Source organism: Rhodobacterales bacterium HKCCA1288 (assembly GCA_015693905.1).
In the GTDB taxonomy this organism is placed as follows: Bacteria; Pseudomonadota; Alphaproteobacteria; order Rhodobacterales; family Rhodobacteraceae; genus M30B80.
Window position 1 is genome coordinate 774,208 of sequence record CP065161.1, and the last position, 26,541, is coordinate 800,748.

A 26,541-nucleotide genomic window follows, 5' to 3' on the forward strand; every position below is an offset into this window, starting at 1 on the left:
ATGGCTGCACTCATTCTTGCACCGCTTGCCACGATTGGCCGCTCGGTGATGGGGCTGTTGGCAGGTGTAGGGCGCGTCAGCATCTATGCAGGCGCGACTGTCTCGCACCTGTTTCGCCCGCCATTTTACCCGCGCGAGTTCCTGATCCAACTGATGCAAATTGGGTTTTTATCTCTGCCCGTGGTCGGCCTGACCGCCCTGTTTACGGGCGGGGCCTTGGCGCTGCAAATCTATTCGGGGGGCGCGCGATTTAACGCCGAGGCGGTTGTGCCCTCGATTGTGGCCATTGGCATGGTGCGCGAACTTGGGCCTGTTTTGGGTGGCCTCATGGTTGCGGGCCGCGTGGCGGCTGCGATTGCCGCCGAGATTGGCACGATGAAAGTGACCGAACAGATTGATGCGTTGGTCACGCTTTCGACCAACCCGCTCAAATATCTGACCCTACCCCGGGTTTTGGCCGCGACCCTGTCCTTGCCGCTTTTGGTGGCGGTTGGGGACAGTATCGGGATTTTCGGCGGCTATTTGGTGGGCACAACGCGGCTTGGGTTCAACGCGGCCAATTACATTCAGAACACCGTTGATTTTCTCGAAGCTTGGGATGTCATCTCGGGCATGATCAAGGGGGCGGTGTTTGGCTTTATTGTGGCCATGATGGGTTGCTATCACGGGATGAATTCAGGCAAAGGGGCCGCGGGTGTGGGCCGCGCCACAACCAATGCGGTGGTCTCGGCCTCTATCCTTATTTTGGCGTCAAACTACATTCTGACAGAGGTGTTTTTCAGCGCATGATTACCCTGTCCGATGTCCATAAATCCTTTGGCCCCAAGCAGGTCTTGCGCGGCGTGAACCTTGAGGTTCCCAAAGGCGAAAGCATGGTCATTATTGGCGGCTCTGGCACAGGCAAATCGGTTTTGCTGAAATCGGTTTTGGGTCTTGTGCGCCATGACAGTGGGATGATCCTGCTTGACGGCGAGGATGTCACCCGCGCCGCGCGTGACCCGTTTTTGGCCCGCTTTGGGATGCTGTTCCAAGGTGCGGCTCTGTTTGACAGTCTGCCCGTATGGCAGAACGTGGCCTTTCGTCTGATGCGCGGCCATCTTAAGCGGCCAAAATCAGAGGCGCGCGAGATCGCGATTGAAAAATTGCGCCGTGTGGGGCTGAAGCCCGATGTCGCTGACCTTTACCCGTCTGAATTGTCAGGGGGCATGCAAAAGCGCGTAGGCCTCGCCCGCGCCATTGCAGCGGAGCCTGAAATTATCTTTTTTGACGAGCCAACCACAGGGCTTGATCCGATCATGTCGGGCGTGATCAATGATTTAATCCGCGAAATCGTGGTTGAGATGGGCGCAACCGCCATGACCATCACCCATGATATGTCCTCGGTGCGCGCGATTGCCGATAAAATCGCCATGCTGCATGACGGGGTGATCCAATGGACTGGCCCCGTTGCGGATATGGACAGCGCCGATGACCCCTATTTGCGCCAGTTTATCACTGGCTCCGCCGATGGCCCGATTGAGGCGGTGCGCTAAGGCGCAGCATACTCTGGCCAAAGCGCGCGACCCGCGCTAATCCTGTGCCATGGCAAAACCTATAACCCAATTCATCTGCGGCCAATGCGGCACGGTTCATAAAAAATGGATCGGGCGTTGCGATGGCTGTGGCGAGTGGAACACGATTGTTGAGGAGGCCCCGCTTTCGGCAGGCCCCGCCAAATCGGGCTTGGGTGCAGGCAAGGGGCGCAAAATGGCGCTGATGGATTTGGCCAGCCAAGAGGCCCCGCCACCGCGCCACCCTTCAGGCTTGGCGGAATTGGATCGTGTTCTTGGTGGTGGGCTTGTGCCTGCCTCTGCGCTGCTTTTGGGGGGGGATCCGGGTATCGGGAAATCAACCCTAGTGCTGCAGGCTGCGGCCAGTTTCGCGGCCAAGGGCCTGTCGGTTGTTTATGTCTCGGGCGAGGAAGCCAGCGCACAGGTGCGCATGCGCGCGCAACGTCTGGGGCTGGGCGCAGCCCCGATGGCCTTGGCAGCAGAAACCAATTTGCGCGATATTCTGACCACTTTGGACGAAACCCGCCCCGATTTAGTGATTATCGATTCCATCCAAACCATGTGGCTTGACACAGTCGACAGCGCGCCTGGATCTGTCAGCCAAGTGCGCGCCGCAGCACATGAATTGGTTACCTTCGCCAAACGGCGTGGGGTCAGCGTGATCTTGGTGGGCCATGTCACCAAAGATGGCCAAATTGCGGGGCCGCGCGTGGTCGAACATATGGTCGATTGCGTGCTATATTTTGAGGGCGAACGCGGTCATCAATTCCGCATTCTGCGCTCGGTCAAAAACCGCTTTGGCCCTGCGGGTGAGATTGGTGTTTTTGAAATGACCGGTGCGGGCCTTTCCGAGGTTGCAAACCCGTCTGCTCTGTTTCTCTCAGAGAATGAAGCCGCCTCACCTGGATCGGCGGTCTTTGCAGGCATTGAGGGCACAAGACCCGTCTTGGTCGAAATCCAAGCCTTGGTCGCCCCCTCCCCGCTTGGTCAACCCCGCCGCGCGGTTGTGGGCTGGGACAGCGCACGGCTTGCCATGATTTTGGCGGTGCTTGAGGCCCGTGTGGGGATCGCTTTTGCGGGGCTTGATGTTTATCTCAACATCGCAGGCGGGTTGCGGATCACTGAACCTGCGGCGGATCTGGCGGTTGCTGCCGCCTTGCTGAGCGCGCGCGAGGATGCGGCGCTGCCACAAGGGTCGGTGATTTTTGGCGAATTAAGCCTATCTGGCGCGCTTCGGCCCGTGGCACAGGCGGAAAACAGGTTGAAAGAAGCGCAAAAACTTGGTTTCTCGACTGTGATCGCGCCAGAGGGCTGCAATTTTGGCTCGGTCGGGGGTGTTAAGCTGATGCAAATGGCGGATATGACGCGATTTGTGGGCGATATATTCGGCGCGGGCTAGCGCCAAAATAAGTGAGGGAGCGGGCGATGGATGGGTTCACGATGATTGACGGCATTGCAGGCGGGGTGATTTTCATCTCGGCCATCTTGGCCTATTCGCGCGGTTTTGTGCGCGAGGTCATGTCCATCTTGGGCTGGATCGCCGCCGCCATCGTGGCCTATTGGGCCGCGCCAGAAGTGCGCCCACTGATCTCGGAAATTCCCTATATCGGGCCATATGTCGATGACAGCTGCGAATTGGGCATGATCTTGGGCTTTTCGGCAGCCTTTGCTGTGACACTGATTGTTGTCTCGCTCTTCTCACCGCTGTTTTCCTCATTCATCCAGAAAACCAAGCTAGGCGGGTTTGACGCGGGTGCGGGTCTTTTCTTTGGCGTGCTGCGCGGTGTTGCCTTGGTGGCGGTGGCCTTGGTCGCCTATGACCGACTGGCAGGAAGCGATCCTGCGGCGGCAGTTGTGAACAGCCAAACCGCACAAATCTTTGCCTCGCTGACCACGCAAATCGACAGCGAAATCCCAAGCGATGCGCCGGGTTGGTTGATCGGTCGCTATGAGGGGCTGACCGCAGGATGCGTGGCCCCTGCCGCAGGCGACACGCAAAGCGCGCGCGCACTCCTATCCGTGCCCGCCGCGTAACTGCGTGCCCGCGCCGCGTTGCGGTAAAATTATACGTGAATTTCGAGCGCAAATTGTGACGCATTCATGACAGCTAATAGGTGACAGCGCCGCGCCTTTGTCCTAGGTAAGGCGTGCAACCGACTCGCCCATTTCCGTAGCTTTCGGCTATGACCGCAGGCAGGAGCCCGCCGATGCCCAGCAATTTTGCGTCCCCGCGCACCGCACAATTCCCCGCCCATCCCTTTGATCCCCTCTCTGATGATAAGCTGCGTGAAGAATGCGGCGTCTTTGGTGTGATCGGTGTGGCGGATGCCGCGAATTTTGTGGCCCTTGGCCTGCACGCGCTGCAACATCGCGGCCAAGAGGCGGGCGGGATCGTCAGCTATGACCCTGTCGAAGGGTTCAACTCGGCCCGCCGTTTCGGATATGTGCGCGATAATTTCACCAATGCCAGTGTGATGGACACGCTGCCCGGTGCGCTTGCCATCGGCCATGTGCGTTATTCCACGGCAGGCAATAAGGGCAACACGGCAATTCGTGATGTGCAGCCCTTTTTTGGCGAATTCGCCATGGGTGGGGCGGCGATTGCGCATAATGGGAATATCGTCAACGCCGATGAACTGCGCCGCGAATTGATTGAACGCGGGTCCATCTTCCAGTCCTCATCGGACAGTGAGTGCATCATTCACCTGATGGCGCGCAGCTATCAGAAAAATATCCCCGAGCGCATGAAAGACGCGCTGCGCCGCGTAGAGGGCGCGTTTTCGGTTGTGGCCATGACACGCACAAAATTGATGGGTGTGCGCGACCCACTTGGGGTGCGCCCCTTGGTATTGGGCAAAATCGGCGATGGTTACGCGCTTTCCTCCGAAACCTGTGCGCTTGATATCATCGGCGCCGAATTCGTGCGCGAGATCAAGCCCGGTGAGATGGTCGTCATCACCGCGCAGGGCATCGAAAGCTATATGCCCTTCGAGCAGCGTAAATCGCGCTTTTGCATTTTCGAACATGTCTATTTCTCGCGCCCCGACAGTATTTTGGGCGGGCGGTCAGTATATGAAACCCGCCGCCAGATTGGCGTGGAATTGGCGCGCGAAGCCCCTGTTGAGGCAGATCTCGTCTGCCCCGTGCCCGATAGTGGCACGCCTGCGGCCATCGGGTTTGCCCATGAAAGCGGCATCCCGTTTGGCATGGGGATCATCCGCAACCAGTATATGGGCCGCACTTTTATCGAACCCACCGAACAGATCCGCAATATGGGTGTGCGTCTTAAGCTGAACATCAACCGCGCCTTGATTGAAGGCAAGCGGGTGATCTTGGTAGATGACAGCGTTGTGCGCGGCACCACCTCGCAAAAGATCAAAGAAATGATTTTGGACGCAGGCGCGGCCGAGGTGCATTTCCGCATCGCCTCTCCGCCGACAGCATGGCCTTGTTTTTACGGGGTGGACACGCCACAGCGCGACAAGCTTCTTGCGGCGACAATGAGCGCCGAAGAAATGCGCGCCCATCTGGGTGTGGACAGCCTGCGCTTTATCTCGCTTGATGGGCTCTATCGTGCCGTGGGTGAGGCCAAGGGCCGTGACCCCAAAAACCCCACCTATTGCGATGCCTGTTTCTCAGGCGAATATCCTGTGCGCCCCACAGATCAAATCGCCAAAGGTTTTGCCATGAATGAACCCGCCGCTGCTGAATAAACGGCACCATGGCACAAAAGAAAAAGGCCGCTCCGAGGAGCGGCCTTTTTCTTTTGATCTTTACTGCAGATCAGCGGATCGCTTTGCGCAAGTTAAACGCCCCCGCCACAATCAAAGCTGCCAAAAGCGCCTTGACCATATCACCCGCGATGAAGGGCGCCATCCAGCCAGAGAGCAAGGTTGAAGGCTCAACCCCCATGACCAAGGCAGGCCATGCAAGGCCGGGGACATAAAGCGCGGCCGAAGCAACCAGTGCCGCAGCAAAACCAAGGATTGGCTTACGCGCCATGCCACGATCCGCAGCCAGACCCGCGATATAAGCCATCACAACAAAGCCCAGAAGGAAACCACCGGTAGGCCCGAACATATAGGCCAAACCTGCACCGCCATTGGCGAACACAGGCAGCCCCATCGCGCCCTCAACCAAATAGGCCACAAGTGCCGCAACGCCCAAACGCGCGCCCAAGGCGAAAGCAACGGTCAGGATTGCTAAGGTTTGCAGCGTCATTGGAACGGGGAACATCGGCACCGAGATTTGCGCCGCAATCGCAATCACAAGCGAGCCCGCCAAGACCAATGCCGCTTTTTGCGCAAGGCTTGTGGGGGTGGTCAGGGATTTGGTTAGAAAGTCAGAACGGCTCATAAATCGGGCTCCTCAAAGGTTCTGGGGAATTCGCGTTTAAGCTGTTTTCCGCTTGCAGCACGGCAAAGTCAAGCAAAGAGCACGCAAATTACCCACAGCCACCGCAAATCAGGCGCGGCAAAAAACCCTGCTTGCCAAATCGCTGCTTTCATCCCATGTGGGAGGCATGGAAAAGATTTTGTCAGGTAAAATCGCCCTCGTCACAGGGGCATCGCGCGGAATTGGGGCAGCCTCGGCGGAATGGTTGGCCGCTCGCGGCGCTCATGTCGTTGCCGTTGCCCGCACCACGGGCGCTTTGGAAGAATTGGATGACCGCATCCAAGCCAAAGGCGGGCAAGCCACGCTTGCCCCCATGGATATTACCACGGATGCTGCAATGGCGCATTTGTGCCGTTCAATTTTTGATCGGTGGGGGCGCGCCGATATTTGGGTGCATGCGGCCTTTCACGCAACCGCGCTGACCCCTGCCCAGCATATCACGGAAAAAGACCTTGATCGGGCCATCGGCACCAATATCCGCGCAGTATCGCGTTTGATCACCATGATCGCGCCATTGATTGAGCCGTCTGACGACCCGCATGCCGTATTCTTTGACGATACATGGGACGCGAAATTCGCAGGCACCTATGGTATGAGCAAGGCCGCCACCCGCGCCTTGGTGCAAAACTGGCAATCCGAGACGGCAAAGCACGGGCCGAATGTGCATCTGTTACACCCAAATCCCATGCCAACCGCGTTGCGCGCACGGTTTTATCCTGGTGAAGATCGGGAGGGGTTGGCAAAGCCCAGTGACGAAGCCGAACGGCTGTTGCAACCGATCTTCGGCTAAAAGCCGAAGGTCAGCTAATCTTTATCGTCATCTTCTTCGTCCTCGACCGCAGCCGCTTTGGCCTTCGGGGCCACAGGCATGGGACGGGGCGCTTCAACCTCAGGCATTTCTTCGATACGATCTGCCAAGGCCTCGGCGCGGGCGGCAAGCTCGGCCAACCCATCCACCACTTGCGCAGGGATGACCGCCACCTCTGCCGGCGGTTTCGCTGCTTCAAGATCTGCGATTTTCATCTGCGATTTGCGCAAAAGATCCTCAGCCTTGGCCAGCGTCTCTTCCATCGCCTTGATTTTGGTTTGCGCGGCCTCAAGCTCATCGGTTTTGGCAAGGGTTTTATCGGCCAAAAGCAGACCCGCCATCAGCAACATCCGTTCCGCAGACAACCGACCGATCTGACCCGAGACCACAGAGGCCTCGGTGTCCAACATTTTCGCCGCCGCTTTGAGAAGGGGTTCCTCGCCCTCTTGGCAGGCGACTGGGAAATTACGGCCACCGATGGTAATCGTTACATCAGGCATTACGCGCCCCCTTCTTCGGTCACGGTATCAATCTCGGCCAAAATCTGCGCCAGTTCTTGGGCATCGGCGGCGCGCTGCGCCTTGAGCGCACGAATTTCCGCCAAAAGACCAGATTGCAGCAATTCGCGATCAAAATTCCCTTCCGGCGCCTCGCGCAACTCTTCCAAGGTCTCTTGCAGCCTTGCGATTGTTGCGCGCAATTCGCCCAATGTGCTGTTCGTCATCTGAGCGCCCCGATCCTCGAGCGCATCGCGCGCGGCATCACGCTCATCGCGGGCCTCGTTGCGTTCTTCGCGCAAGCGCGCGGCGCGCATCCGCAGGATTTGCACCTCACTCTCGCCCGTGGCTTCGGGTATTGGGGCGGCATCAGATGCGGGCTCGGCTTGGGTGGTAGATTGGGCAAGGTTAGATTTCAGCTGCTCAACCTCGGCACGGGCGGCTGCCAATTCGGCCTTGAGCGCATCCCGCGCGGCCTCGGCCTCAGCGGCCCGCAATTCGGCCCCATCTGTGCTGCCCTGCGCCTGAGCCTCCATCGCTTTAAGCCGTGCCGCCAGATCCAATCGCGTGCGCTGCTCTAGCGCCAATTCCTCGCGCAGATCGGACAGCTCATCCGAGGACGCAGTGCCGTTTGCGGGGGCGCGGGCCTTTCCCATCGCCGCATCAATTCGCGCAAGCGCAGCTGACAGGCGCGCCTCAAGCTGATCGACTTTTTCAATGGCCAAAGGATCGCTCATTTTGCCTCCCCCAATTGCGGGCGTTTGGATCGCCTCATGAAACATTTACGCGGCAGTCGTATCACGCAGACCATGTCAGATCGTGCGGGCCGAATCTGACCCCCTGCGACACATTATGATCCAATTTCGGGAGTTTGGCAGGATTTCTTGATCTAAGGCAACCCTTGCGTCTTTAGCGACCAACAGGACTTGGGCGTGGGCTTCGGGCTTGAACTTTGGTCACGCCCTGCTAAACCCGTGCGCGTTAACGCTCGCACAAGCACTCCCGCAGCCCTCTTCTAGGACATTGATATGGATCTTTCTGCACTTGCCGCCCGCAATCCTGACCATTGGCGCCGCGCCGCCTGTATCCGCACGCTTGCCCTTGACGGGGTGGCCGCCGCGAATTCGGGCCATTCTGGCATGCCGATGGGGATGGCGGATGTTGCGACCGTGCTGTTTGACAAGCACCTCTCTTTTGACGCATCGGCCCCGAACTGGCCAAATCGTGACCGCTTTATTCTGTCGGCGGGCCATGGCTCGATGCTGATCTATGCGCTGCTGTATCTCACGGGTTACAAGCAGATGACATTGGAGCAGATCAAGAATTTCCGTCAGCTGGGCGCCATCACAGCGGGCCATCCTGAATTTGGCCATGTCGAAGGGGTTGAAACGACCACAGGCCCCTTGGGGCAAGGGATTTCCAACGCGGTTGGCTTTGCCATGGCCGAGGAACATCTGCGCGCCACATGGGGCGCAAAGATTATGGATCACTACACCTATTGCATCGCGGGCGATGGCTGCCTGATGGAGGGCATCAGCCAAGAGGCGATCGGTCTTGCAGGGCGTCATGAACTCAGCCGCCTGATTGTGCTTTGGGATGACAATAACATTACCATCGATGGCACGGTTGATATGGCCTGCCGTGTGGATCAGCGCGCGCGCTTTGCCGCCGCAGGGTGGGATGTGTTTGACTGTGACGGCCATGATGCGGCCGATATCGACCGCGCGATCACGGCAGCCAAGGCAAGCCCGCGCCCCGCAATGGTGGCATGCAAAACCCATATCGCAATCGGCTCTGCCGCGCAGGACACCCCCAAGGGCCACGGCGCATTGACCGACCCAAAAGTCGTGGCTGATACCAAGGCCGCCTATGGCTGGACGCATGGGGCCTTTGAAATCCCTGCCGATCTCAAAAACTGGTGGGAAGCTGTCGGCGCAAAAGGCGCCACTGCGCGCGCCGAATGGGAGGCCCGTCTTGCGGCCCTGCCCGCCGCCAAACGGGCCGAGTTTACCCGCGCCTTTGCAGGCGAGGTTCCCGCGAAATTGGGCAATGCGCTGCGCCGCTATAAAAAATCCCTCGCGGATGAGGCGCCCAAAGTGGCGACCCGCAAGGCCAGTGAAATGGCCCTTGCCGTGATCAATCCGATCATGAAAGAGACCTTGGGCGGCTCTGCAGATTTGACTGGGTCGAACAATACCAAAACGGGCGATATGGGGATTTTCAGCCCTGAAAACCGCAAAGGGCGCTATGTCCATTACGGCATCCGCGAGCATGGCATGGCGGCAGCGATGAACGGCATGGCGCTACATGGGGGCGTGCGCCCCTATGGCGGGACATTCTTTACCTTTACCGATTACGCGCGCCCCTCGATGCGACTTTCCGCTTTGATGGGGATTAACGTGGTCTATGTAATGACCCATGACAGCATCGGCGTTGGCGAGGATGGCCCAACCCACCAACCTGTTGAGCATCTCGCCATGATGCGGGCCACGCCAAATTGCCTTGTGATGCGCCCTGCCGATGCGGTGGAAACCGCCGAATGTTGGGAGATTGCGCTGTCGCAACCAAACCGCCCCAGCGTTTTGGCCCTGACCCGTCAAAACCTGCCCACGTTGCGCAGAAAACATGTCTCGCGCAATTTGGCCGCCCAAGGGGCCTATGTTTTGGCCGAGGCCGAAGGCAAGCGTCAGGTGATCTTGATGGCAACAGGGTCGGAAGTCGAAATCGCCATGGCGGCCCGCGACAAGTTGCAGGCCGAAGGTATCGGAACACGGGTTGTCTCGGTGCCGTCTATGGAACTCTTTGCCGAGCAAGACGAAGCCTATCGCAAGCGCGTTCTACCTGCAGGGCCCGTGCGCATTGCAGTTGAGGCCGCTGTGCGTCAGCCTTGGGATCGCTGGTTGTTGGGCGAGCGTGGTCGTGAGGCCAAGGCGGGCTTTGTTGGCATGAACAGTTTTGGCGCTTCTGCACCTGCTGAAGTTCTCTACGAGCATTTCGGCATCACCGCAGAGGCGGTCGTGGCCGAGGCCAAAGCGCGCCTTTAGGCACAGAACCTAAGATGCACAATCGGGCGTGTGGGGGCCTCCTACACGCCCTTTTTCATTGGGAAAAGTGGCAGGATCACCGCAACGACCGGGATCAAACAGGCCCCAACACCCAAGCCCAAAATACCTGACCCGAGGGCGAACACCGCCCATTCCACCAATCCGTGGGCCGAGGCCACAGCATCCGCTGCGGCAAGGCTGAGGTGATGCAGCATCTCCTCTGGGGCGGGCCAACCCAGTTGCGCGGCCCCGTGCAGAAGGATCGCGCCCCCCACCCACAGCATCGCCGCTGTGCCAATTCGGGTGAGCCACAACAGGAAGCTGGGCATCGCGACCACGATCCCCCGCCCCAGACGTTGTAAGGCGGGCGCGCGGTCGGGATGCGCCAAATGCAACCCCACATCATCGGCCTTCACAATGAGGGCGACCGACCCATAGACCAAAGCGGTGATGCCAATCGCCACAAATGCAAGCGCGAAACCCGCATAAATCAGGCTTGGCGCCTCAAGCGCCGAAAGCGCGATGGTCATGATTTCAGCGGAAAGGATGAAATCTGTTTTGATCGCACCTTTAACACGCGCCTCTTCTAAATGAGCGGGGTCGCTTGCCGCAGGATCGCGCGTCTCAGAATGCGGACGAAAGGCATGAAGGATTTTTTCCGCCCCCTCGTAACACAAATAAGCCCCTCCCATCATCAACAGCGGCGGAATCGCCCAAGGGGCGAATTGCGACAACAGAAGCGCCACAGGCAAAAGGATCACCAATTTATTGACAATCGAGCCGCGCGCAATCTTCCAAACAATCGGCAATTCACGCTCTGGCGAAAACCCTGTGAGATATTTGGGGGTGACGGCCGCGTCATCAATCACCGCGCCTGCGGCCTTTGCCCCTGCTTTGGCTGCTTGTGCCGCGATATCGTCCACGGACGCCGCCGCAACCTTGGTCAAAGCCGCGACATCATCCAACAGCGCCAATAATCCGCTCATTCACCCCATTCCTTTTGCAGCCAACAGCCGCCTCTAGCATAGCGGCACGGCATGTTCGCGCAACCGTTCGCGCTAACATCGGATGTTTTCGCTAACATTATGAAAATTCGTCATTTTTTCCTTGGGGATCGGGCGCGGCTTTTGTATGCGGTCAAGCAAGAGCGCAAATCGGATCGGAGACAGGATCATGACCATCACCCTTGGCATCAATGGATTTGGCCGCATCGGGCGGTGCACCCTTGCCCATATCGCAGAGGCTGCACGCAACGATGTGCAAGTGGTCAAAATCAACGCGACTGGCCCGCTTGAGACAAATGCGCATCTTCTGAAATATGACAGCGTGCATGGCCGTTTTGGCGGTGAGGTGCGCCTGACCGAGGACACAATGGATTTGGGCCAAGGCCCGATTAAAGTCTTTTCCACCTACGACCCACAAGAGCTGGATTGGGAAGGCTGCGATGTCGTTCTCGAATGCACCGGCAAGTTCAACAATCGTGACGCGGCAGCGGTGCATTTGACCCGCGGCGCAAAGCGGGTTTTGGTCTCCGCCCCCGCGAAACAAGCCGATAAAACCATCGTCTATGGCGTGAACCACCGCGATCTGCGCGAAGATCATCATGTGGTCTCGAACGGGTCTTGCACCACGAATTGCTTGGCCCCTTTGGCAAAAGTGCTGAATGACGCGATTGGTATTGAACGCGGGATCATGACCACGATCCACAGCTACACAGGCGATCAGCCCACACTAGACCGCCGCCACTCCGATCTTTACCGCGCGCGTGCCGCTGCGATGGCGATGATCCCCACATCGACTGGTGCCGCAAAAGCGCTGAAAGAAGTTCTGCCTGAACTCGAAGGTCGGTTGGATGGTACGGCCATGCGGGTTCCGACACCGAATGTCTCTTGCGTTGATCTGACCTTTGAGGCGGGGCGCGATACATCGGTGGAGGAGGTCAACCAAATCATGCGCGATGCGGCCGAGGGCCATATGCGCAGCGTCTTGGCCTATGATCCAGAACCCAAGGTTTCGATTGATTTCAATCACACCACGCATAGCTCGATTTTTGCGCCAGACCAGACAAAGGTCATCGGTGGGCGCACGGTTCGGGTTTTGGCATGGTATGACAATGAATGGGGATTTTCGGCGCGTATGGCGGATGTCTCTGCTGCCATGGGGCGTCTGATCGCCTGACCCCCTGTCCTAAGGGACGACCTTTTGCAAAACCCAGCCATGATGCATGGCTGGGTTTTTGCTTTTTCACCCCCTGAACGGCCTAAACCCTAGTTATAATGACCCCAACCACAGATCGAACTCTGCCATCTATAACCCGCGTCCAATGGTGATTGGGGCAATTTCCTCTCAAATCCTTTCTCACGAGGCCGCCACAAACAGGTGGGCCGTTCACCACAGCAGAAAGGAAATCCACATGTCTTTTATCAAAACATCGACCTTTGTCGCAGCACTGGCCCTGACCACCGCCCTGCCTTTGGCGGCACAGGCCTCTGGCTACGAGCGTCTGACTGAAGAGCAGCGCGCAAACATCACCGCCGCCATGACCGAACAGGGCTATGAGACCCGCAAGATCGACATGGAAGATGGCATGATCGAAGTTTACGCCCTCAAGGATGGCGAACGCTTTGAGCTGTATCTCAATGACAATCTGGAAATCATCCGCGTGTCCCGCGGCGATTAATCCCGACCCTGTCCGCGCGCGCGTTTTGCAGCCCCCTCCCCAGTGTCTGCAAAACGCGCCTCTGCCCCCATCGCTGAGGATATGACATGTCACATACGAAAAGTTACAAAATCTGGGATCCGCTGATCCGCCTATTTCATTGGAGCCTTGTGATTGGCTTTGCATCGAATGCGCTGATCACTGACCCCGAAAGCAACCTGCACGAATATATCGGCTATGCGATTGCAGGGCTGATTGCCTTTCGCCTGATTTGGGGGCTGATTGGCACGAAATATGCGCGGTTTTCTTCCTTCATGCCATCGCGCGGGTCAATCAACACCCAGCTAGACGACATCATCACCGCGCGCCGCAGCACCCATTTGGGGCATTCGCCGCTTGGGGCCTTGATGATCTTTAATCTCATCGCAACCATTATCGGCATCGCGATCACAGGCTATATGATGACCACCGTGACCTTTTGGGGCATCGGATGGGTGGAAGAAACACATGAAATTCTCGTGACTTGGGCGGAACTTTCTATCGTTCTGCACATCGCTGCCGTATTGTGGGAGTCGCGCCGCACGGGTGTAAATCTTGCCCGCGCCATGGTGACAGGCATCAAAGCCATCCCCGAGACAGTCAAAATCAAATAGGGACGCGATCCATGCAGAAGCAGCCCATTTTCCTCGGCCTTTTAATTTTGGGGCAGGTGGCCTCTATCCTGTTTTTCATGACGGATGTGATCACCGATGCGCAGAGTTTGGGGCGCTTCTGGTATCTAGATCAACATTTCCGGGTGGAATTGATCGCGGCTTTGCTGCTGACCGCAGCGGTCGCGATTGAAACCCGATATCTGAGCCATTTGGTGGCCCATGCGCGGCGAATGGAGAAACAACTGTCCACCGCCGCTATGGCCTTTCATGATGTGGTGGACGCCCATTTCAACGAATGGGGGCTGACCACATCTGAAAAGGATGTCGCGCATTTCATGGTCAAGGGCTGCTCTATTGCAGAAATCTCTGATTTGCGCGGCACAGCCGAGGGCACAGTCAAAAGTCACATGAACGCAATCTACCGCAAAGCAGGCGTCACCAATCGCGGCGAGCTTTTAAGCCTGCTGATCGAAGATTTAATGCAAGCCGAACGCCCGTAATCTTTGGGCACGCGCGGCGTCACCACCATCTTCCCCCCGGCCAGAAATTTGTTTAGACTTAATTTTTATGACAAATATGATTGCAATCTGGCTGGGTGTTTTAATCCTTTGCATCATCGCAGTGGATTTTCTTTTTCTAGATGCGGCAGGCCTCGTTTTTCTTGGCAAAGATTTGATCCATATCCTCGATAAAATGGCGTTCTGGCGATATAGATCCCCTTTCCTTTTCGCGGCTAAGGGACTATACCACCCGCAACTGTTACCGCTAACAATGCCATGCTTGGCGCACTGGAGGGGATTATGGCTGTTAAAGTTGCCATTAATGGGTTTGGTCGGATTGGACGCAACGTGCTGCGCGCGATCATCGAGTCGGGCCGCACCGATATTGAGGTGGTCGCAATCAATGATCTGGGGCCCGTTGAAACCAACGCGCATCTTTTGCGTTTTGACAGCGTGCATGGCCGCTTTCCCGCCGAAGTGAAAACAACCGAGACGACCATTGACGTGGGTCGTGGCCCAATTGAGGTCACCGCCATTCGCAACCCCGCTGAATTGCCATGGGGCCATATTGATATCGTCTTGGAATGCACGGGCATTTTCACCGACCGCGACAAGGCCGCCGTGCATCTTGAAAACGGGGCTTCCCGTGTCTTGGTTTCGGCCCCCTCAAAAGGGGCGGATAAGACCATCGTTTACGGGGTAAACCACGGCACGTTGACAAAGGACGACATCATCGTCTCCAACGCCTCTTGCACCACGAACTGCCTCAGCCCTGTGGCCTTCGCGATCCACAATGCCATCGGCATTTCGCGCGGCTTTATGACAACGATCCACAGCTACACAGGCGATCAGCCCACCTTGGACACGATGCACAAAGACCTCTATCGCGCCCGCGCCGCCGCGATGAGCATGATCCCCACCTCAACAGGGGCCGCGCGCGCCGTTGGTTTGGTTTTGCCCGAATTGAATGGCAAACTGGACGGGGTCGCAATCCGCGTGCCGACACCGAATGTCTCGGTTGTTGACCTGACCTTTGAGGCGGCCCGCGCCACATCAGTTGAAGAAATCAACGAGGCGGTGATCAAGGCGGCCAATGGCCCGCTTAAGGGAATTTTGGGCGTAACGGATCAGCCCAATGTTTCGATGGATTTCAACCATGATCCCCGCTCCTCGATCTTCCATTTGGATCAGACCAAGGTGATGGATGGCAATATGTGCCGCGTTCTAAGTTGGTATGATAATGAATGGGGTTTCTCAAACCGCATGGCCGATACGGCCGTAGCGATGGGAAAACTGATCTAAAGATAAAAAGGCGCGGAACACCGCGCCTTTTTGTTTGCCAAAAAATTGACCTTTGCGCTGGAAAAGTCTAGCGCAAAGAAGTCTATATTTCCCAAATATTGGAGGCCGCAAATGGGCTGGAACACCTTGGATGATTTCGATCTTGCGGGCAAAACGGTGCTGACCCGTGTCGACATCAACGTGCCCATGGAAAATGGCCGCGTCACAGATGCGACACGGATTGAGAAGATCATCCCCACGATCCGCGACATCCGTGCGAAAGGTGGCCGCACGGTTCTTTTGGCCCATTTTGGCCGCCCAAAAGGTCGCCCCGTTCCAGAAATGAGCCTTGCGCAATTGACGCCTGCCCTTGAGGCCGCGCTGGGGCATGAGGTGATTTTCATCGAAACCCCAAGCCGCGCCGCGATTGAGGCAACCCCCACAGATGCTGTGATCTTGGTTGAGAACACTCGCTTTTCCCCGATGGAGGAGGCAAACGATCCGCAAATGGCGCAATTCCTTGCAGGGCTTGGTGACATTTACTGCAATGACGCTTTTTCAGCGGCACATCGGGCTCATGCCTCGACCGAAGGTGTCGCGCATTTGCTGCCCTCTTGCGCAGGCCGTCTGATGGCTGCGGAATTGGCCGCATTGGAAGCCGCGCTTGGCACCCCTGCCCGCCCTGTTATGGCCGTTGTTGGCGGGGCAAAAGTCTCGACCAAGCTGGATCTTCTGCACAATCTGGTGGGTAAGGTGGATCGCCTCGCAATCGGGGGCGGCATGGCCAATACGTTTTTGGCGGCACAAGGCCATGATGTCGGCGCATCTTTGTGCGAACATGATCTGGCGCAAACGGCGCGCGACATTTTGGATCACGCAAAAACCACGGGTTGCGCCATCATTTTGCCAAGCGATGTGGTCATCGCCCGCGAATTCAAATCGGGTGCTGCGCATGAGGTGGTTGCAAGCACGGCCGTGCCCAAGGATGCAATGATTTTGGATGCAGGCCCGAACAGTGTGGCAGCCATTATTGCCCAGATTGAAACTTCAAAAACCTTGATCTGGAACGGCCCGCTTGGCGCCTTTGAACTTAGCCCCTTTGACGCGGCCACGAACGCGGCCGCACAAGCGGCAGCGCAAGCCACCCAAGCAGGCCATCTGATTTCTGTCGCAGGTGGCGGGGATACGGTCGCGGCCCTCAATAAATCGGGCGCGGCAGAGCATTTCACCTACATCTCAACCGCAGGCGGTGCCTTCCTTGAATGGATGGAGGGTAAAACCCTCCCAGGTGTTGCGGCGCTGGGGGCCTGACCCCCTAAATTTAGTGCTATAAATATCTGACTCTAAATATAAAAAAAATCGAATCAGGGGGATTCCCTTTTCGATTGGGATATGCGAATCTGCCCGCACGATATCGGCACAAATTCAAAGAATGCCGAATTGATGAGGCAGTAACGCATGTCGAAGACACGCAAACTTTCCCTTGCGGGGGCAGTTCTTCAAATCACGCTGATTTTGGTCGGTGGGTATTTTGGGCTTGCCGCGATCCAAGGGGACTCGGGCCTGTTTGAGCGCATCCAAATCGAAGCGGAAGCCGATGAGCTGCGTGTCGAATTGGCGGCGTTGCAGGCCGAAACAGCCCATCTTGAGACGCTGACACGGCGCATGTCGGACACGTTCCTCGACCTTGACCTTCTGGATGAGCAAGCCCGCGAAATCCTCGGCTATCTGCGCGCGGATGAGATCGTCCTGCGTTAAGGTGCAAAAAACCCCTTCAACCGCCGCATTCCGCCTTGCCCCCATGGGATGGGCTTCTTAACACTATGGCGAGATCGGATGAAAACAGGGGAGATCACCATGCGCACCAAAGCAGCCGTAGCCCTAAAAGCGGGCGAACCATTGACCGTGATGGAGGTCGAATTGGACGGCCCGAAGGCGGGCGAGGTCTTGGTGGAAATCAAAGCCACAGGCATTTGCCATACGGATGAATTTACCCGCTCGGGCGCCGACCCTGAGGGGATTTTCCCTGCTATTCTTGGCCATGAAGGTGCAGGCATTGTGGTTGAGGTGGGCGAAGGCGTGACCACCCTGAAACCTGGTGATCATGTGATCCCCCTCTACACGCCTGAATGTCGGCAATGCGCATCCTGCCGCTCAGGCAAGACCAACCTTTGCACCGCCATTCGCAACACCCAAGGTCAGGGGCTGATGCCTGATGGCACAACACGGTTTAAGATGCTCGATGGCACGCCGATTTATCACTATATGGGCTGCTCAACCTTCGCCAATCACACAGTGCTGCCCGAGATCGCATTGGCCAAAGTGCGCGATGACGCGCCGTTTGACAAAATCTGCTACATTGGCTGCGGCGTGACCACGGGTATTGGCGCGGTGATCAACACCGCAGGGGTCGAGATCGGATCAACAGCCGCCGTGTTTGGCCTTGGCGGCATCGGCTTGAACGTCATTCAAGGCCTGCGCATGGCAGGTGCAGATATGATCATCGGCGTTGATCTCAATGATGGCAAGGAGGAGATGGCGCGCAAATTCGGCATGACCCATTTCATCAACCCATCAAAGATCGAAGGCAGCGTTGTGCAGGAAATTGTAAACCTCACCAAGCGCGGCGATGACCAGATCGGTGGCGTGGATTATTCCTTTGACGCCACAGGCAATGTCAAAGTGATGCGCGATGCGTTAGAATGCAGCCACCGTGGGTGGGGTGTTTCCGTCATCATCGGCGTTGCCCCCGCAGGGGCCGAGATCAGCACGCGGCCCTTCCAACTTGTGACAGGACGCGTCTGGAAAGGCACGGCCTTTGGCGGCGCGAAAGGGCGCAGCGATGTGCCAAAATTTGTCGATTGGTATATGGATGGTAAGATCGAAATTGATCCGATGATCACCCATAAATTGACACTTGATCAAATCAATGAGGGGTTTGATCTCATGCATGAGGGCAAATCCATCCGCGCGGTGGTGGAATTCTGATGCAGGTAATCAGCGAAAATCGTGCATTTGGCGGCAAGCAAATTGTCGCCAAGCACCTGTCAGATGCGTGCAACTGCGAAATGACCTTTGCCGTTTATCTGCCACCACAGGCCGAAGACGGGCCTGTGCCCGTGTTGTATTACCTGTCAGGTCTGACCTGCACACATGAGAATGCCATGACCAAAGCGGGCGCCCAAGCATGGGCGGCAGAGTATGGCATTGCCGTAGTCTTTCCCGACACCAGCCCGCGTGGCGAAGGCGTTGCCAATGACGAGGCCTATGATCTGGGCCAAGGTGCAGGGTTCTATGTCAATGCGACCGAAGCCCCTTGGGCCGCACATTTTAAGATGTGGGATTACATCGCAGAAGAATTGCCTGCCTTGATTGATGCGGAATTTCCCATTGACGGCACCCGCGCGGGCATCACGGGCCATTCAATGGGCGGGCATGGGGCGCTAACCCTTGCCATGACCTATCCTGAACGATTCAAAAGCCTTTCTGCCCTTGCACCAATCGCCAACCCCACCCAATCAGATTGGGGGAAAAAGCAGCTTGCCGCCTATTTGGGGCCAGACCAGGGCCATTGGGCCGCGCATGATGCAAGTCTTTTGATGGCTACACGGGGCTATCCGAGTGACATCTTGATTGACCAAGGCGGCGCAGATCAATTCCTTGAGCTGCTGCGCCCTGCCAGTTTGGTCCATGCCATGACAGAGCGCGCGCAACCTCATGTGATGCGGATGCATGAGGGCTATGATCACAGCTATTTCTTTATTGCGTCTGTAATCGAAGACCACATTCGTTGGCACGCTGAACGGCTGTAAAAATAGCAGAAATTTGCGCAAAAACCCTTGGGCCGAATTCCCCCTACCCTTTCCCCTGACTTTTGTGATAAAGAATAGTTCAACGTTAAACTATTCTTTCGAATGGGAGGGCCCAAGGATATGGCCGCGAAACGACCGACCCCCGCATCGAGCGGAAAAACCAAAGCGAAATCAAATGTTTCGCCTGATGAATTGAAAAAATTCTATCGCGAAATGTTGCTGATCCGCAGATTCGAAGAAAAAGCAGGTCAGCTTTACGGCATGGGTTTGATCGGTGGTTTTTGCCATCTCTATATTGGGCAAGAGGCGGTTGTTGTCGGCCTTGAGGCTGCGGCCAGCGAAGGTGACAAACGGATCACCTCCTATCGCGACCACGGGCACATGTTGGCCTGCGGGATGGACGCCAAGGGTGTTATGGCCGAATTGACGGGCCGCATCGGGGGCTATTCCAAGGGCAAAGGCGGCTCGATGCATATGTTCTCGAAAGAGAAACATTTCTACGGCGGCCACGGCATCGTGGGCGCGCAGGTGCCGTTGGGTGCAGGTTTGGCCTTCTCGGACAAATATCGCGGCAGTGATCGCGTCACCTTCACCTATTTCGGCGATGGTGCAGCCAACCAAGGTCAGGTCTACGAGACCTATAACATGGCCGAGCTGTGGTCGCTGCCCGTTGTTTTCGTGATCGAGAACAACCAATACGCGATGGGCACCTCGGTGCAGCGTTCAACAAAATCCCCAAGCCTATGGGAGCGCGGCGCGGCCTATGGGATCGCGGGCGAAGAGGTTGACGGGATGGATGTTCTGGCGGTCAAAGATGCGGGGCAACGCGCCGTTGCCTACTGCCGCGCGGGCAAAGGCCCTTACATTCTTGAGGTCAAAACCTATCGCTATCGCGGACATTCGATGTCTGACCCCGCAAAATATCGCACCCGCGAAGAAGTGCAGGAAATGCGCGAAAAGCGCGATGCGATTGAACATGTCCGCCAATTGTTGCTGACGGGCGGTCACGCCTCTGAGGACGACCTCAAGGCGATTGATAAAGAAATCAAAGACATCGTGAATGAGGCCGCCGAATTCTCCAAAGAAAGCCCTGAGCCTCCTTTGGATGAATTGTGGACAGATATTTACGCGGACGCGTGAGCGGAAGGAGAGGATAAACCAATGGCAACCGAAATTTTGATGCCCGCCCTTTCGCCAACGATGGAAGAAGGCACTTTGGCCAAATGGCTGGTTAAGGAAGGCGACACCGTGCAAGCGGGTGATATTCTCGCAGAGATTGAAACCGACAAGGCCACAATGGAATTCGAGGCGGTCGATGAAGGCGTGATCGGCAAGATCCTTGTGGCTGAAGGCACCGAAGGGGTGAAGGTCAACACCGCCATCGCCATCATCGGCGAAGCGGACGAAGATATGAGCGCGACCCCTACGGCAGCCTCCCCCGCCCCTGCGGCCCCCGTTGCAGAAGCGGCACCTGCCGCGCCTGCGGCCGCGGCCCCTGCGGCACCCGTAGCAGATCAAAGCCCCGATTGGCCCGAAGGCACGCCGATGAAAACGCAAACCGTGCGCGAAGCGTTGCGCGATGCCATGGCCGAAGAAATGCGCGGCAATGACAACGTGTTCTTGATGGGCGAAGAGGTCGGTGAATATCAAGGTGCCTATAAGATCAGCCAAGGTTTGTTGGATGAGTTCGGCGCAAAACGCGTGATCGACACCCCCATCACTGAGCATGGCTTTGCAGGGATCGCGGTTGGTGCGGCCTTTGGCGGGCTGAACCCCATCGTGGAGTTCATGACCTTTAACTTTGCCATGCAGGCGATTGACCAGATCATCAACTCGGCGGCAAAGACGCTTTATATGTCGGGCGGTCAGATGGGCTGTCCGATCGTGTTCCGTGGCCCGAACGGCGCCGCCGCCCGCGTGGGCGCACAGCACAGCCAAGATTACGCCGCATGGTATGCGCATATTCCAGGCCTCAAGGTGGTGCAGCCTTATACCGCCGCAGATGCCAAGGGCCTTTTGAAACAGGCTATCCGAGATCCGAACCCCGTGATTTTCCTTGAGAATGAAATTCTCTACGGCAAAACCTTTGAGGTGCCAGATCTGCCCGATTTCACCATTCCGTTTGGCAAGGCAAAAATTGCCCGTGCAGGGGATGATGTGACCCTCGTGTCCTTCGGGATCGGCATGACATACGCCATGGAGGCCGCCGAACGACTGGCCGCCGAGGGCATTTCTGCTGAGGTGATCGACCTGCGCACATTGCGCCCCTTGGATTACGGCACGGTTTTGGCCTCTGTTCAAAAAACCAACCGCTGCGTGACGATTGAAGAAGGCTTCCCTGTGGCCTCCATCGGCAATCACATCTCGGCATATCTGATGCAGAACGCCTTTGATTATCTCGATGCGCCCGTGATCAATTGCACGGGCAAAGATGTGCCAATGCCCTATGCGGCGAACCTTGAGAAACTGGCCCTTGTCACCACCGATGAAGTGGTCGCAGCGGTCAAATCTGTAACCTATCGCTAAGGAGGGGCTGATTATGGCAACCGAAATTCTAATGCCCGCCCTGTCGCCCACAATGGAAGAGGGCACATTGGCGAAATGGTTGGTCAAAGAGGGCGACACTGTGCAAGCAGGCGACCTCTTGGCCGAGATTGAAACCGACAAAGCCACGATGGAATTCGAGGCCGTGGATGAAGGCGTGATTGGCAAGATCCTTGTGGCTGAGGGCACCGAAGGGGTGAAGGTCAACACCGCCATCGCCATCATCGGTGAAGCGGGCGAGGATATGAGCGCGGCACCCGCCGCTGCGGCCCCTGCCCCTGCGGCATCTGCACCCCCTGCCACACCTGCAACCCCCACCCCTGCACCTGCGGCCCCTAAGGCAGAAGGCGCACGGGTTTTTGCCTCACCGCTTGCGCGGCGGATTGCGGCGGAAAAGGGCATCGACCTGACCCAAGTGAAGGGCACAGGCCCACATGGGCGGATCGTGAAGGCCGATGTCGAAAGCGGCAAGGCGGTTGCATCTGCCCCCACGGCGACAGCGGCACCTGCGCAAAGCGCGCCCGCTCTGCCTGCCTCGCCTGGTGCAGATCAGATCAAGAAAATCTACGAAGGCCGCGATTATGAAGAAGTGGCCTTGGATGGGATGCGCAAAACTGTTGCCGCGCGCCTCACCGAAGCCAAGCAAACCATCCCGCATTTCTATCTGCGCCGCGATATTCGGATCGACAACTTACTTGCCTTCCGCGGCCAGCTAAACGCGCAATTGGCTGCGCGCGATGTCAAGCTTTCGGTCAATGATTTCATCATCAAGGCCTGTGCCCTTGCTCTGCAGGAAGTGCCAGATGCCAATGCGGTTTGGGCGGGGGATCGTATCCTCAAGCTGAAACCGTCTGATGTTGCGGTGGCTGTGGCAATTGAAGGTGGGCTGTTCACGCCTGTCCTCAAAGATGCGGATCAAAAATCCCTGTCGCGCTTGTCGGCTGAGATGAAGGATCTGGCCGCACGCGCGCGGTCCAAGAAACTCGCCCCGCATGAATATCAGGGCGGCAGTTTCGCAATTTCCAATTTGGGTATGTTCGGGGTCGATAATTTCGATGCTGTTATCAACCCGCCCCATGGCGCGATTTTGGCGGTTGGTGCAGGGGTGAAAAAGCCTGTCGTCAGCGAGGATGGCGCGGTGCAAGTGGCGACTGTGATGTCGGTCACGCTTTCCGTGGATCACCGCGCGATTGATGGCGCACTTGGGGCAGAATTACTGGCCTCGATTGTGCGCAATCTGGAAAACCCAATGGCGATGCTGGCCTAACAGCTTCCGACATTCGGATAAGGGCGCGCAGGGTGAAAGCCTTGCGCGCCTTTTTATTTGGGCAATTCAATCTCGCGCCATGCGGCAGGGGGCAGGTCACCCAAAACCCAATCCCCGATTTGCCACCGAATAAGTCGTAAAACAGGCAAACCCACATGGGCGCACATCCGCCGCACTTGGCGGTTGCGTCCCTCGGTAATGGTAAGGCGCAGCCAATGATCTGGCACAGTTTGACGATAACGCACAGGCGGCACACGCGGCCAGAGCCAGTCAGGCTCGGCCACCTGCGCAACTTCGGCAGGGCGTGTTGGCCCATCTTTTAGTGTAACCCCTGCGCGCAATGCGGCAACGGCATCGGGGTTTGGCGCGCCCTCTACCATCGCATAATAGGTCTTTGGCAATTTGGCGGCAGGAATTGTGATCTGCGCTTGCAGTCGGCCATCATTGGTCAGCAACAGCAGCCCTTCGCTGTCGCGATCCAACCGACCCGCAGGATAAAGGCCAGGCAGATCTAAAAAATCAGAAAGCCCCCGCCAATGACCATCGGGCGAAAATTGGCTGAGGACATCCATGGGCTTGTTAAAAGCCACAAGCCGCCGTGGCCCCTCAAGCGTCTTGCGGGGGCGCGGCCGATTTGTGCGCCGCCTCAATGCGCCTCGGCCCAATTTTTACCCTGCCCTGCATCCACGACCAACGGCACAGATAGATGCAAAACGGGGCTTGCCGCGCTTTCCATAACATCGCGGGCGCGGGCAATCAGGACGTCCACCGCGCCCTCATCCACCTCAAAGACCAATTCATCATGCACCTGCAACAACATGGTTGCAGGTAAATCTGCGATTGCCTGATCCATGCGGATCATCGCGCGGCGGATAATATCGGCCGCGGTGCCTTGGATCGGCGCGTTGATGGCCGCGCGCTGCGCAAAGCCTGCGGCGGGGCCTTTCGCCTCGATATCGGGTGTATGAATTTTGCGGCCAAACAAGGTTTGCACATAGCGGTGCGATTTGGCGAATTCCTTGGTCGCGGTCATATAATCACGGATGCCCGGGAAACGCTCAAAATAGCGGTCGATAAACCCTTGCGCCTCGGCGCGTGGTATCCGCAAATTGCGCGCAAGACCAAAGCCAGAAATGCCATAAATGACCCCAAAATTGATTGCCTTGGCCTGACGGCGAATGCCAGAGGTCATTTGATCCAGTGGGATGCCGAACATTTCAGATGCGGTTGCAGCGTGAATGTCTTGCCCTTCGCGGAAGGCCTGTTTCAATGCATCAATCCCTGCAATCTCGGCCAAAATGCGCAATTCGATTTGGCTATAATCCAAACTGACCAAAACGCGCCCCTCAGGGGCCACAAAGGCCTCGCGGATGCGGCGACCTTCTTCGCTGCGGATGGGAATATTTTGCAGGTTCGGATCGGTTGAGGCCAGACGGCCCGTATTCGCGCCCGCAATGACGTAGGAGGTATGCACGCGGCCCGTCTCGGGGTTGATATGATCTTGCAACGCATCGGTATAGGTCGATTTCAGCTTGGCAATCTGGCGCCAATCCAACAGGCGCGCAGGCAATTCGTGACCTGCGGCGGCGAGATCCTCGAGGATATCCGCCCCCGTGGAATAAGCCCCCGTCTTACCCTTTTTGCCCCCTTCAAGGCCCATCTTGTCGAACAAGATTTCACCAAGCTGTTTGGGGCTCGCCAGATTAAACGCCTCGCCCGCCAATTCATGCGCTTCGGCCTCGAGCGCCGCCATTTTCTGCGCAAAGGCGTTTGACATTCGGCTCAGCACATCGCGGTCAACGCAGACCCCTGCCATTTCCATACGCGCCAAAACGGGCACAAGTGGGCGTTCTAGCGTTTCATAAACCCGTGTCACCTGCACCTGATGCAACTGAGGCTTGAACACCTGCCACAGGCGCAAGGTGATATCGGCATCCTCCGCCGCATAAGGGGCTGCATCCTCAATCTTGACCAAGTCAAAGGTGATTGCGGCCTTGCCCGCCCCAAGCAGGGTTTTAATCGGGATCGGTTCATGATCGAGATAGCGCGCAGAGAGCGCATCCATCCCATGCCCGTGCAACCCGCCATGCAGCGCATAAGACATCAACATCGTGTCATCAATTGGCGCGACCTTGATCCCGTATCGGGCCAAGATTTTCGCGTCATACTTCATATTTTGCCCGATTTTGATGATGGCCTCATCCTCGAACACGGAACGCAATGCATCTAGGGCTGTGGCAAGCGGCATTTGCCCCTCGACCAATGCGGCGCTGCCAAAGAGATCATCCCCGCCCGCGCGGTGTTGCAGCGGGATATAACAGGCGTGCCCTGCCTTTGTGGCCAAGGACACGCCAACCAATTCGGCGCGCATTTCATCTAGGGCGGTTGTCTCGGTATCAATCGCAATGAACCCTTGCGCGCGCGCCGCCTCAAGCCATGGGGTGAGGGCCTCAAGCGTTGTGATTGTCTCATACTGGCCATGATCAAAGGCAGGGAATTCTGGTGTGGCAGGGGCCGCCCCGCCCGAAGGCGCAGGGGCCGCGGCGCTCGTCTGAATTTCAGGGGCCTCAACCCCCAAATGATCCGCGACACGCTTGGTCAGGCTGCGAAACTCCATCGCGGCCAGAAATTGCATCAGCGTCTCTGGTTCGGGGTCTTTAACCTCTAAATCGTCAAGAGTGATCTCAAGCGGCACTTGATCATCGAGACTGACCAATTGCCGCGACAATCGAATTTGATCGGCAAATTCAATCAGCGCTTCGCGCCGCTTGGGCTGTTTGATTTCCTCGGCCCGCGCCAGAAGCGTGTCCAAATCGCCATATTCATTAATCAAAAGCGCGGCTGTTTTAATTCCGATGCCAGGCGCGCCGGGAATATTGTCAACACTATCCCCCGCCAAGGATTGCACATCAATCACCCGCTCAGGCCCGACCCCAAATTTTGCAAAAACACCTTCGGCATCAATGCGCGCATTTTTCATCGCATCGAACATCTCGACCCCACCGCCGACAAGCTGCATCAGGTCTTTATCCGATGAGATAATCGTGCAGCGCCCCCCTGCCTCGCGCGCTTGCCGCGCAAGGGTGGCGATGATGTCATCCGCCTCGTATCCCTCCAACTCCAGACAGGCGAGGTTGAACGCCCGCGTGGCCTCGCGGGTCAGCGGCATTTGCGGGCGCAAATCCTCGGGCATAGCATCACGATTGGCTTTGTAGAGATCGTATAGATCATTGCGGAACGTGTGGCTGCCTTTGTCAAACACCACCGCCGCATGGGTCGGCCCGTCAGAGCCGCCATTCTCAACAATCATTTTCAAAAGCATATTGCAAAAGCCCGACACCGCCCCGATGGGCAGGCCATCGGATTTGCGCGTCAGCGGCGGCAGCGCGTGATAGGCCCGAAAAATAAAGGCCGAGCCATCGACGAGATGAAGGTGGCACCCTTTGCTAAATCCGCTCATATTCACACCGCGCTTGTTTCTGGGGTCTTGCTTCCCCTGTTCTAGCGCAGCATCAGGCGGGATGCGACCCG

General features: G+C 57.2%; 25 protein-coding genes. 19 read left to right on the forward strand and 6 right to left on the reverse strand.

The features are described from left to right. The 5 genes from I3V23_03815 (at window position 1) to I3V23_03835 (ending at window position 5,263) form a co-directional block, all read left to right on the forward strand. Window positions 1-789, forward strand: a complete 789-nt coding sequence (locus I3V23_03815) for an ABC transporter permease (GenBank protein QPI86115.1) — start codon at window positions 1-3, stop codon at window positions 787-789. Next, complete coding sequence (locus tag I3V23_03820; protein ID QPI86116.1) at window positions 786-1,532, forward strand: ABC transporter ATP-binding protein; 747 nt, start codon at window positions 786-788, stop codon at window positions 1,530-1,532. Before I3V23_03815 ends, I3V23_03820 begins: the two co-directional genes overlap by 4 nt. A 49-nt stretch (window positions 1,533-1,581) precedes the next feature. Next, on the forward strand, window positions 1,582-2,949 hold the full coding sequence (gene radA, locus I3V23_03825) for a DNA repair protein RadA (GenBank protein ID QPI86117.1): 1,368 nt from the start codon (window positions 1,582-1,584) through the stop codon (window positions 2,947-2,949). Window positions 2,950-2,975: 26 nt separating this feature from the next. Continuing rightward, window positions 2,976-3,584 carry a CvpA family protein gene (locus I3V23_03830; GenBank protein ID QPI86118.1) on the forward strand — a complete coding sequence of 203 codons (609 nt, stop codon included), beginning with the start codon at window positions 2,976-2,978 and terminating at the stop codon, window positions 3,582-3,584. Window positions 3,585-3,757: 173 nt separating this feature from the next. Then, entirely contained in the window at window positions 3,758-5,263 is a 1,506-nt protein-coding gene (locus I3V23_03835; protein ID QPI86119.1) for an amidophosphoribosyltransferase, read from the forward strand. 70 nt (window positions 5,264-5,333) lie between these two features. On the opposite strand, the gene I3V23_03840 is transcribed toward I3V23_03835, so the two are convergent. After that, entirely contained in the window at window positions 5,334-5,906 is a 573-nt protein-coding gene (locus tag I3V23_03840; GenBank protein ID QPI86120.1) for a biotin transporter BioY, read from the reverse strand. Between the two features lie 166 nt (window positions 5,907-6,072). Between I3V23_03840 and I3V23_03845 the strand changes: the two genes are divergently transcribed. Continuing rightward, the gene (locus I3V23_03845) at window positions 6,073-6,735 is read left to right on the forward strand and encodes an SDR family oxidoreductase (GenBank protein ID QPI86121.1); all 663 of its coding nucleotides are present in this window, start codon (window positions 6,073-6,075) and stop codon (window positions 6,733-6,735) included. Between the two features lie 14 nt (window positions 6,736-6,749). Here I3V23_03845 and I3V23_03850 read toward each other — a convergent pair whose 3' ends face one another. Both I3V23_03850 and I3V23_03855 read right to left on the reverse strand, forming a co-directional pair. Further along, window positions 6,750-7,253 (reverse strand): cell division protein ZapA, encoded by a 504-nt coding sequence (locus tag I3V23_03850; protein ID QPI86122.1) that lies wholly within the window; start codon window positions 7,251-7,253, stop codon window positions 6,750-6,752. Then, the gene (locus I3V23_03855) at window positions 7,253-7,987 is read right to left on the reverse strand and encodes a hypothetical protein (GenBank protein QPI86123.1); all 735 of its coding nucleotides are present in this window, start codon (window positions 7,985-7,987) and stop codon (window positions 7,253-7,255) included. The genes I3V23_03850 and I3V23_03855 overlap by 1 nt, the downstream gene beginning before the upstream one ends. 291 nt (window positions 7,988-8,278) lie before the next feature. Between I3V23_03855 and tkt the strand changes: the two genes are divergently transcribed. Continuing rightward, window positions 8,279-10,294 carry a transketolase gene (tkt, locus tag I3V23_03860; GenBank protein QPI86124.1) on the forward strand — a complete coding sequence of 672 codons (2,016 nt, stop codon included), beginning with the start codon at window positions 8,279-8,281 and terminating at the stop codon, window positions 10,292-10,294. Window positions 10,295-10,335: 41 nt separating this feature from the next. Here the strand turns inward: tkt and I3V23_03865 are convergent, their stop codons facing one another. Further along, the gene (locus tag I3V23_03865) at window positions 10,336-11,280 is read right to left on the reverse strand and encodes a DUF808 domain-containing protein (protein ID QPI86125.1); all 945 of its coding nucleotides are present in this window, start codon (window positions 11,278-11,280) and stop codon (window positions 10,336-10,338) included. Window positions 11,281-11,467: 187 nt separating this feature from the next. Here I3V23_03865 and gap (I3V23_03870) point away from each other — a divergent pair, with 187 nt between their 5' ends. From gap (I3V23_03870) to I3V23_03925, 12 genes are all read left to right on the forward strand, one after another. Then, window positions 11,468-12,472 (forward strand): type I glyceraldehyde-3-phosphate dehydrogenase, encoded by a 1,005-nt coding sequence (gene gap, locus I3V23_03870; GenBank protein ID QPI86126.1) that lies wholly within the window; start codon window positions 11,468-11,470, stop codon window positions 12,470-12,472. 235 nt (window positions 12,473-12,707) lie between these two features. Then, window positions 12,708-12,974, forward strand: coding sequence for a PepSY domain-containing protein (locus I3V23_03875; GenBank protein QPI86127.1), 267 nt, complete (start codon window positions 12,708-12,710; stop codon window positions 12,972-12,974). 86 nt (window positions 12,975-13,060) lie between these two features. Continuing rightward, window positions 13,061-13,606, forward strand: a complete 546-nt coding sequence (locus I3V23_03880; GenBank protein ID QPI86128.1) for a cytochrome b/b6 domain-containing protein — start codon at window positions 13,061-13,063, stop codon at window positions 13,604-13,606. Between the two features lie 11 nt (window positions 13,607-13,617). After that, window positions 13,618-14,106, forward strand: a complete 489-nt coding sequence (locus tag I3V23_03885) for a helix-turn-helix transcriptional regulator (GenBank protein ID QPI86129.1) — start codon at window positions 13,618-13,620, stop codon at window positions 14,104-14,106. Window positions 14,107-14,406: 300 nt separating this feature from the next. After that, window positions 14,407-15,408, forward strand: a complete 1,002-nt coding sequence (gene gap, locus I3V23_03890; protein QPI86130.1) for a type I glyceraldehyde-3-phosphate dehydrogenase — start codon at window positions 14,407-14,409, stop codon at window positions 15,406-15,408. A 111-nt stretch (window positions 15,409-15,519) separates the two neighbouring features. Continuing rightward, on the forward strand, window positions 15,520-16,698 hold the full coding sequence (locus I3V23_03895) for a phosphoglycerate kinase (protein ID QPI86131.1): 1,179 nt from the start codon (window positions 15,520-15,522) through the stop codon (window positions 16,696-16,698). A gap of 147 nt (window positions 16,699-16,845) precedes the next feature. Beyond that, window positions 16,846-17,145 carry a septum formation initiator family protein gene (locus tag I3V23_03900; GenBank protein QPI86132.1) on the forward strand — a complete coding sequence of 100 codons (300 nt, stop codon included), beginning with the start codon at window positions 16,846-16,848 and terminating at the stop codon, window positions 17,143-17,145. A 99-nt stretch (window positions 17,146-17,244) separates the two neighbouring features. Beyond that, entirely contained in the window at window positions 17,245-18,375 is a 1,131-nt protein-coding gene (locus tag I3V23_03905) for an S-(hydroxymethyl)glutathione dehydrogenase/class III alcohol dehydrogenase (protein QPI86133.1), read from the forward strand. Further along, window positions 18,375-19,199 carry an S-formylglutathione hydrolase gene (fghA, locus tag I3V23_03910; protein ID QPI86134.1) on the forward strand — a complete coding sequence of 275 codons (825 nt, stop codon included), beginning with the start codon at window positions 18,375-18,377 and terminating at the stop codon, window positions 19,197-19,199. Before I3V23_03905 ends, fghA begins: the two co-directional genes overlap by 1 nt. 120 nt (window positions 19,200-19,319) lie before the next feature. Further along, the gene (gene pdhA, locus I3V23_03915) at window positions 19,320-20,339 is read left to right on the forward strand and encodes a pyruvate dehydrogenase (acetyl-transferring) E1 component subunit alpha (GenBank protein ID QPI86135.1); all 1,020 of its coding nucleotides are present in this window, start codon (window positions 19,320-19,322) and stop codon (window positions 20,337-20,339) included. A 21-nt stretch (window positions 20,340-20,360) separates the two neighbouring features. Beyond that, a complete protein-coding gene (locus I3V23_03920; protein ID QPI86136.1) occupies window positions 20,361-21,725 on the forward strand; it encodes a pyruvate dehydrogenase complex E1 component subunit beta in 1,365 nt (454 codons plus the stop codon). 13 nt (window positions 21,726-21,738) lie between these two features. Then, complete coding sequence (locus I3V23_03925; GenBank protein ID QPI86137.1) at window positions 21,739-23,010, forward strand: pyruvate dehydrogenase complex dihydrolipoamide acetyltransferase; 1,272 nt, start codon at window positions 21,739-21,741, stop codon at window positions 23,008-23,010. Window positions 23,011-23,063: 53 nt separating this feature from the next. Here the strand turns inward: I3V23_03925 and I3V23_03930 are convergent, their stop codons facing one another. Together I3V23_03930 and polA are read right to left on the reverse strand one after the other, a co-directional pair. Next, window positions 23,064-23,675 carry a pseudouridine synthase gene (locus I3V23_03930; GenBank protein QPI86138.1) on the reverse strand — a complete coding sequence of 204 codons (612 nt, stop codon included), beginning with the start codon at window positions 23,673-23,675 and terminating at the stop codon, window positions 23,064-23,066. Continuing rightward, a complete protein-coding gene (polA, locus tag I3V23_03935; protein ID QPI86139.1) occupies window positions 23,657-26,470 on the reverse strand; it encodes a DNA polymerase I in 2,814 nt (937 codons plus the stop codon). Before polA ends, I3V23_03930 begins: the two co-directional genes overlap by 19 nt. Window positions 26,471-26,541: the final 71 nt, after the last annotated feature.

What these genes read in the sequence shown, in the direction of transcription:
- I3V23_03845 (QPI86121.1), top strand. Translation starts at nt 6,073, where the DNA reads ATGGAAAAGATTTTGTCAGGTAAAATCGCCCTCGTCACAGGGGCATCG.
- I3V23_03900 (QPI86132.1), top strand. Translation starts at nt 16,846, where the DNA reads ATGTCGAAGACACGCAAACTTTCCCTTGCGGGGGCAGTTCTTCAAATC.
- I3V23_03840 (QPI86120.1), bottom strand. Translation starts at nt 5,906, where the DNA reads ATGAGCCGTTCTGACTTTCTAACCAAATCCCTGACCACCCCCACAAGC.
- polA (QPI86139.1), bottom strand. Translation starts at nt 26,470, where the DNA reads ATGAGCGGATTTAGCAAAGGGTGCCACCTTCATCTCGTCGATGGCTCG.
- I3V23_03925 (QPI86137.1), top strand. Translation starts at nt 21,739, where the DNA reads ATGGCAACCGAAATTCTAATGCCCGCCCTGTCGCCCACAATGGAAGAG.
- I3V23_03855 (QPI86123.1), bottom strand. Translation starts at nt 7,987, where the DNA reads ATGAGCGATCCTTTGGCCATTGAAAAAGTCGATCAGCTTGAGGCGCGC.
- gap (QPI86126.1), top strand. Translation starts at nt 11,468, where the DNA reads ATGACCATCACCCTTGGCATCAATGGATTTGGCCGCATCGGGCGGTGC.
- I3V23_03905 (QPI86133.1), top strand. Translation starts at nt 17,245, where the DNA reads ATGCGCACCAAAGCAGCCGTAGCCCTAAAAGCGGGCGAACCATTGACC.
- tkt (QPI86124.1), top strand. Translation starts at nt 8,279, where the DNA reads ATGGATCTTTCTGCACTTGCCGCCCGCAATCCTGACCATTGGCGCCGC.
- I3V23_03880 (QPI86128.1), top strand. Translation starts at nt 13,061, where the DNA reads ATGTCACATACGAAAAGTTACAAAATCTGGGATCCGCTGATCCGCCTA.
- I3V23_03835 (QPI86119.1), top strand. Translation starts at nt 3,758, where the DNA reads ATGCCCAGCAATTTTGCGTCCCCGCGCACCGCACAATTCCCCGCCCAT.
- pdhA (QPI86135.1), top strand. Translation starts at nt 19,320, where the DNA reads ATGGCCGCGAAACGACCGACCCCCGCATCGAGCGGAAAAACCAAAGCG.
- fghA (QPI86134.1), top strand. Translation starts at nt 18,375, where the DNA reads ATGCAGGTAATCAGCGAAAATCGTGCATTTGGCGGCAAGCAAATTGTC.
- I3V23_03895 (QPI86131.1), top strand. Translation starts at nt 15,520, where the DNA reads ATGGGCTGGAACACCTTGGATGATTTCGATCTTGCGGGCAAAACGGTG.
- I3V23_03865 (QPI86125.1), bottom strand. Translation starts at nt 11,280, where the DNA reads ATGAGCGGATTATTGGCGCTGTTGGATGATGTCGCGGCTTTGACCAAG.
- I3V23_03850 (QPI86122.1), bottom strand. Translation starts at nt 7,253, where the DNA reads ATGCCTGATGTAACGATTACCATCGGTGGCCGTAATTTCCCAGTCGCC.
- I3V23_03885 (QPI86129.1), top strand. Translation starts at nt 13,618, where the DNA reads ATGCAGAAGCAGCCCATTTTCCTCGGCCTTTTAATTTTGGGGCAGGTG.
- I3V23_03830 (QPI86118.1), top strand. Translation starts at nt 2,976, where the DNA reads ATGGATGGGTTCACGATGATTGACGGCATTGCAGGCGGGGTGATTTTC.
- radA (QPI86117.1), top strand. Translation starts at nt 1,582, where the DNA reads ATGGCAAAACCTATAACCCAATTCATCTGCGGCCAATGCGGCACGGTT.
- gap (QPI86130.1), top strand. Translation starts at nt 14,407, where the DNA reads ATGGCTGTTAAAGTTGCCATTAATGGGTTTGGTCGGATTGGACGCAAC.
- I3V23_03815 (QPI86115.1), top strand. Translation starts at nt 1, where the DNA reads ATGGCTGCACTCATTCTTGCACCGCTTGCCACGATTGGCCGCTCGGTG.
- I3V23_03875 (QPI86127.1), top strand. Translation starts at nt 12,708, where the DNA reads ATGTCTTTTATCAAAACATCGACCTTTGTCGCAGCACTGGCCCTGACC.
- I3V23_03820 (QPI86116.1), top strand. Translation starts at nt 786, where the DNA reads ATGATTACCCTGTCCGATGTCCATAAATCCTTTGGCCCCAAGCAGGTC.
- I3V23_03920 (QPI86136.1), top strand. Translation starts at nt 20,361, where the DNA reads ATGGCAACCGAAATTTTGATGCCCGCCCTTTCGCCAACGATGGAAGAA.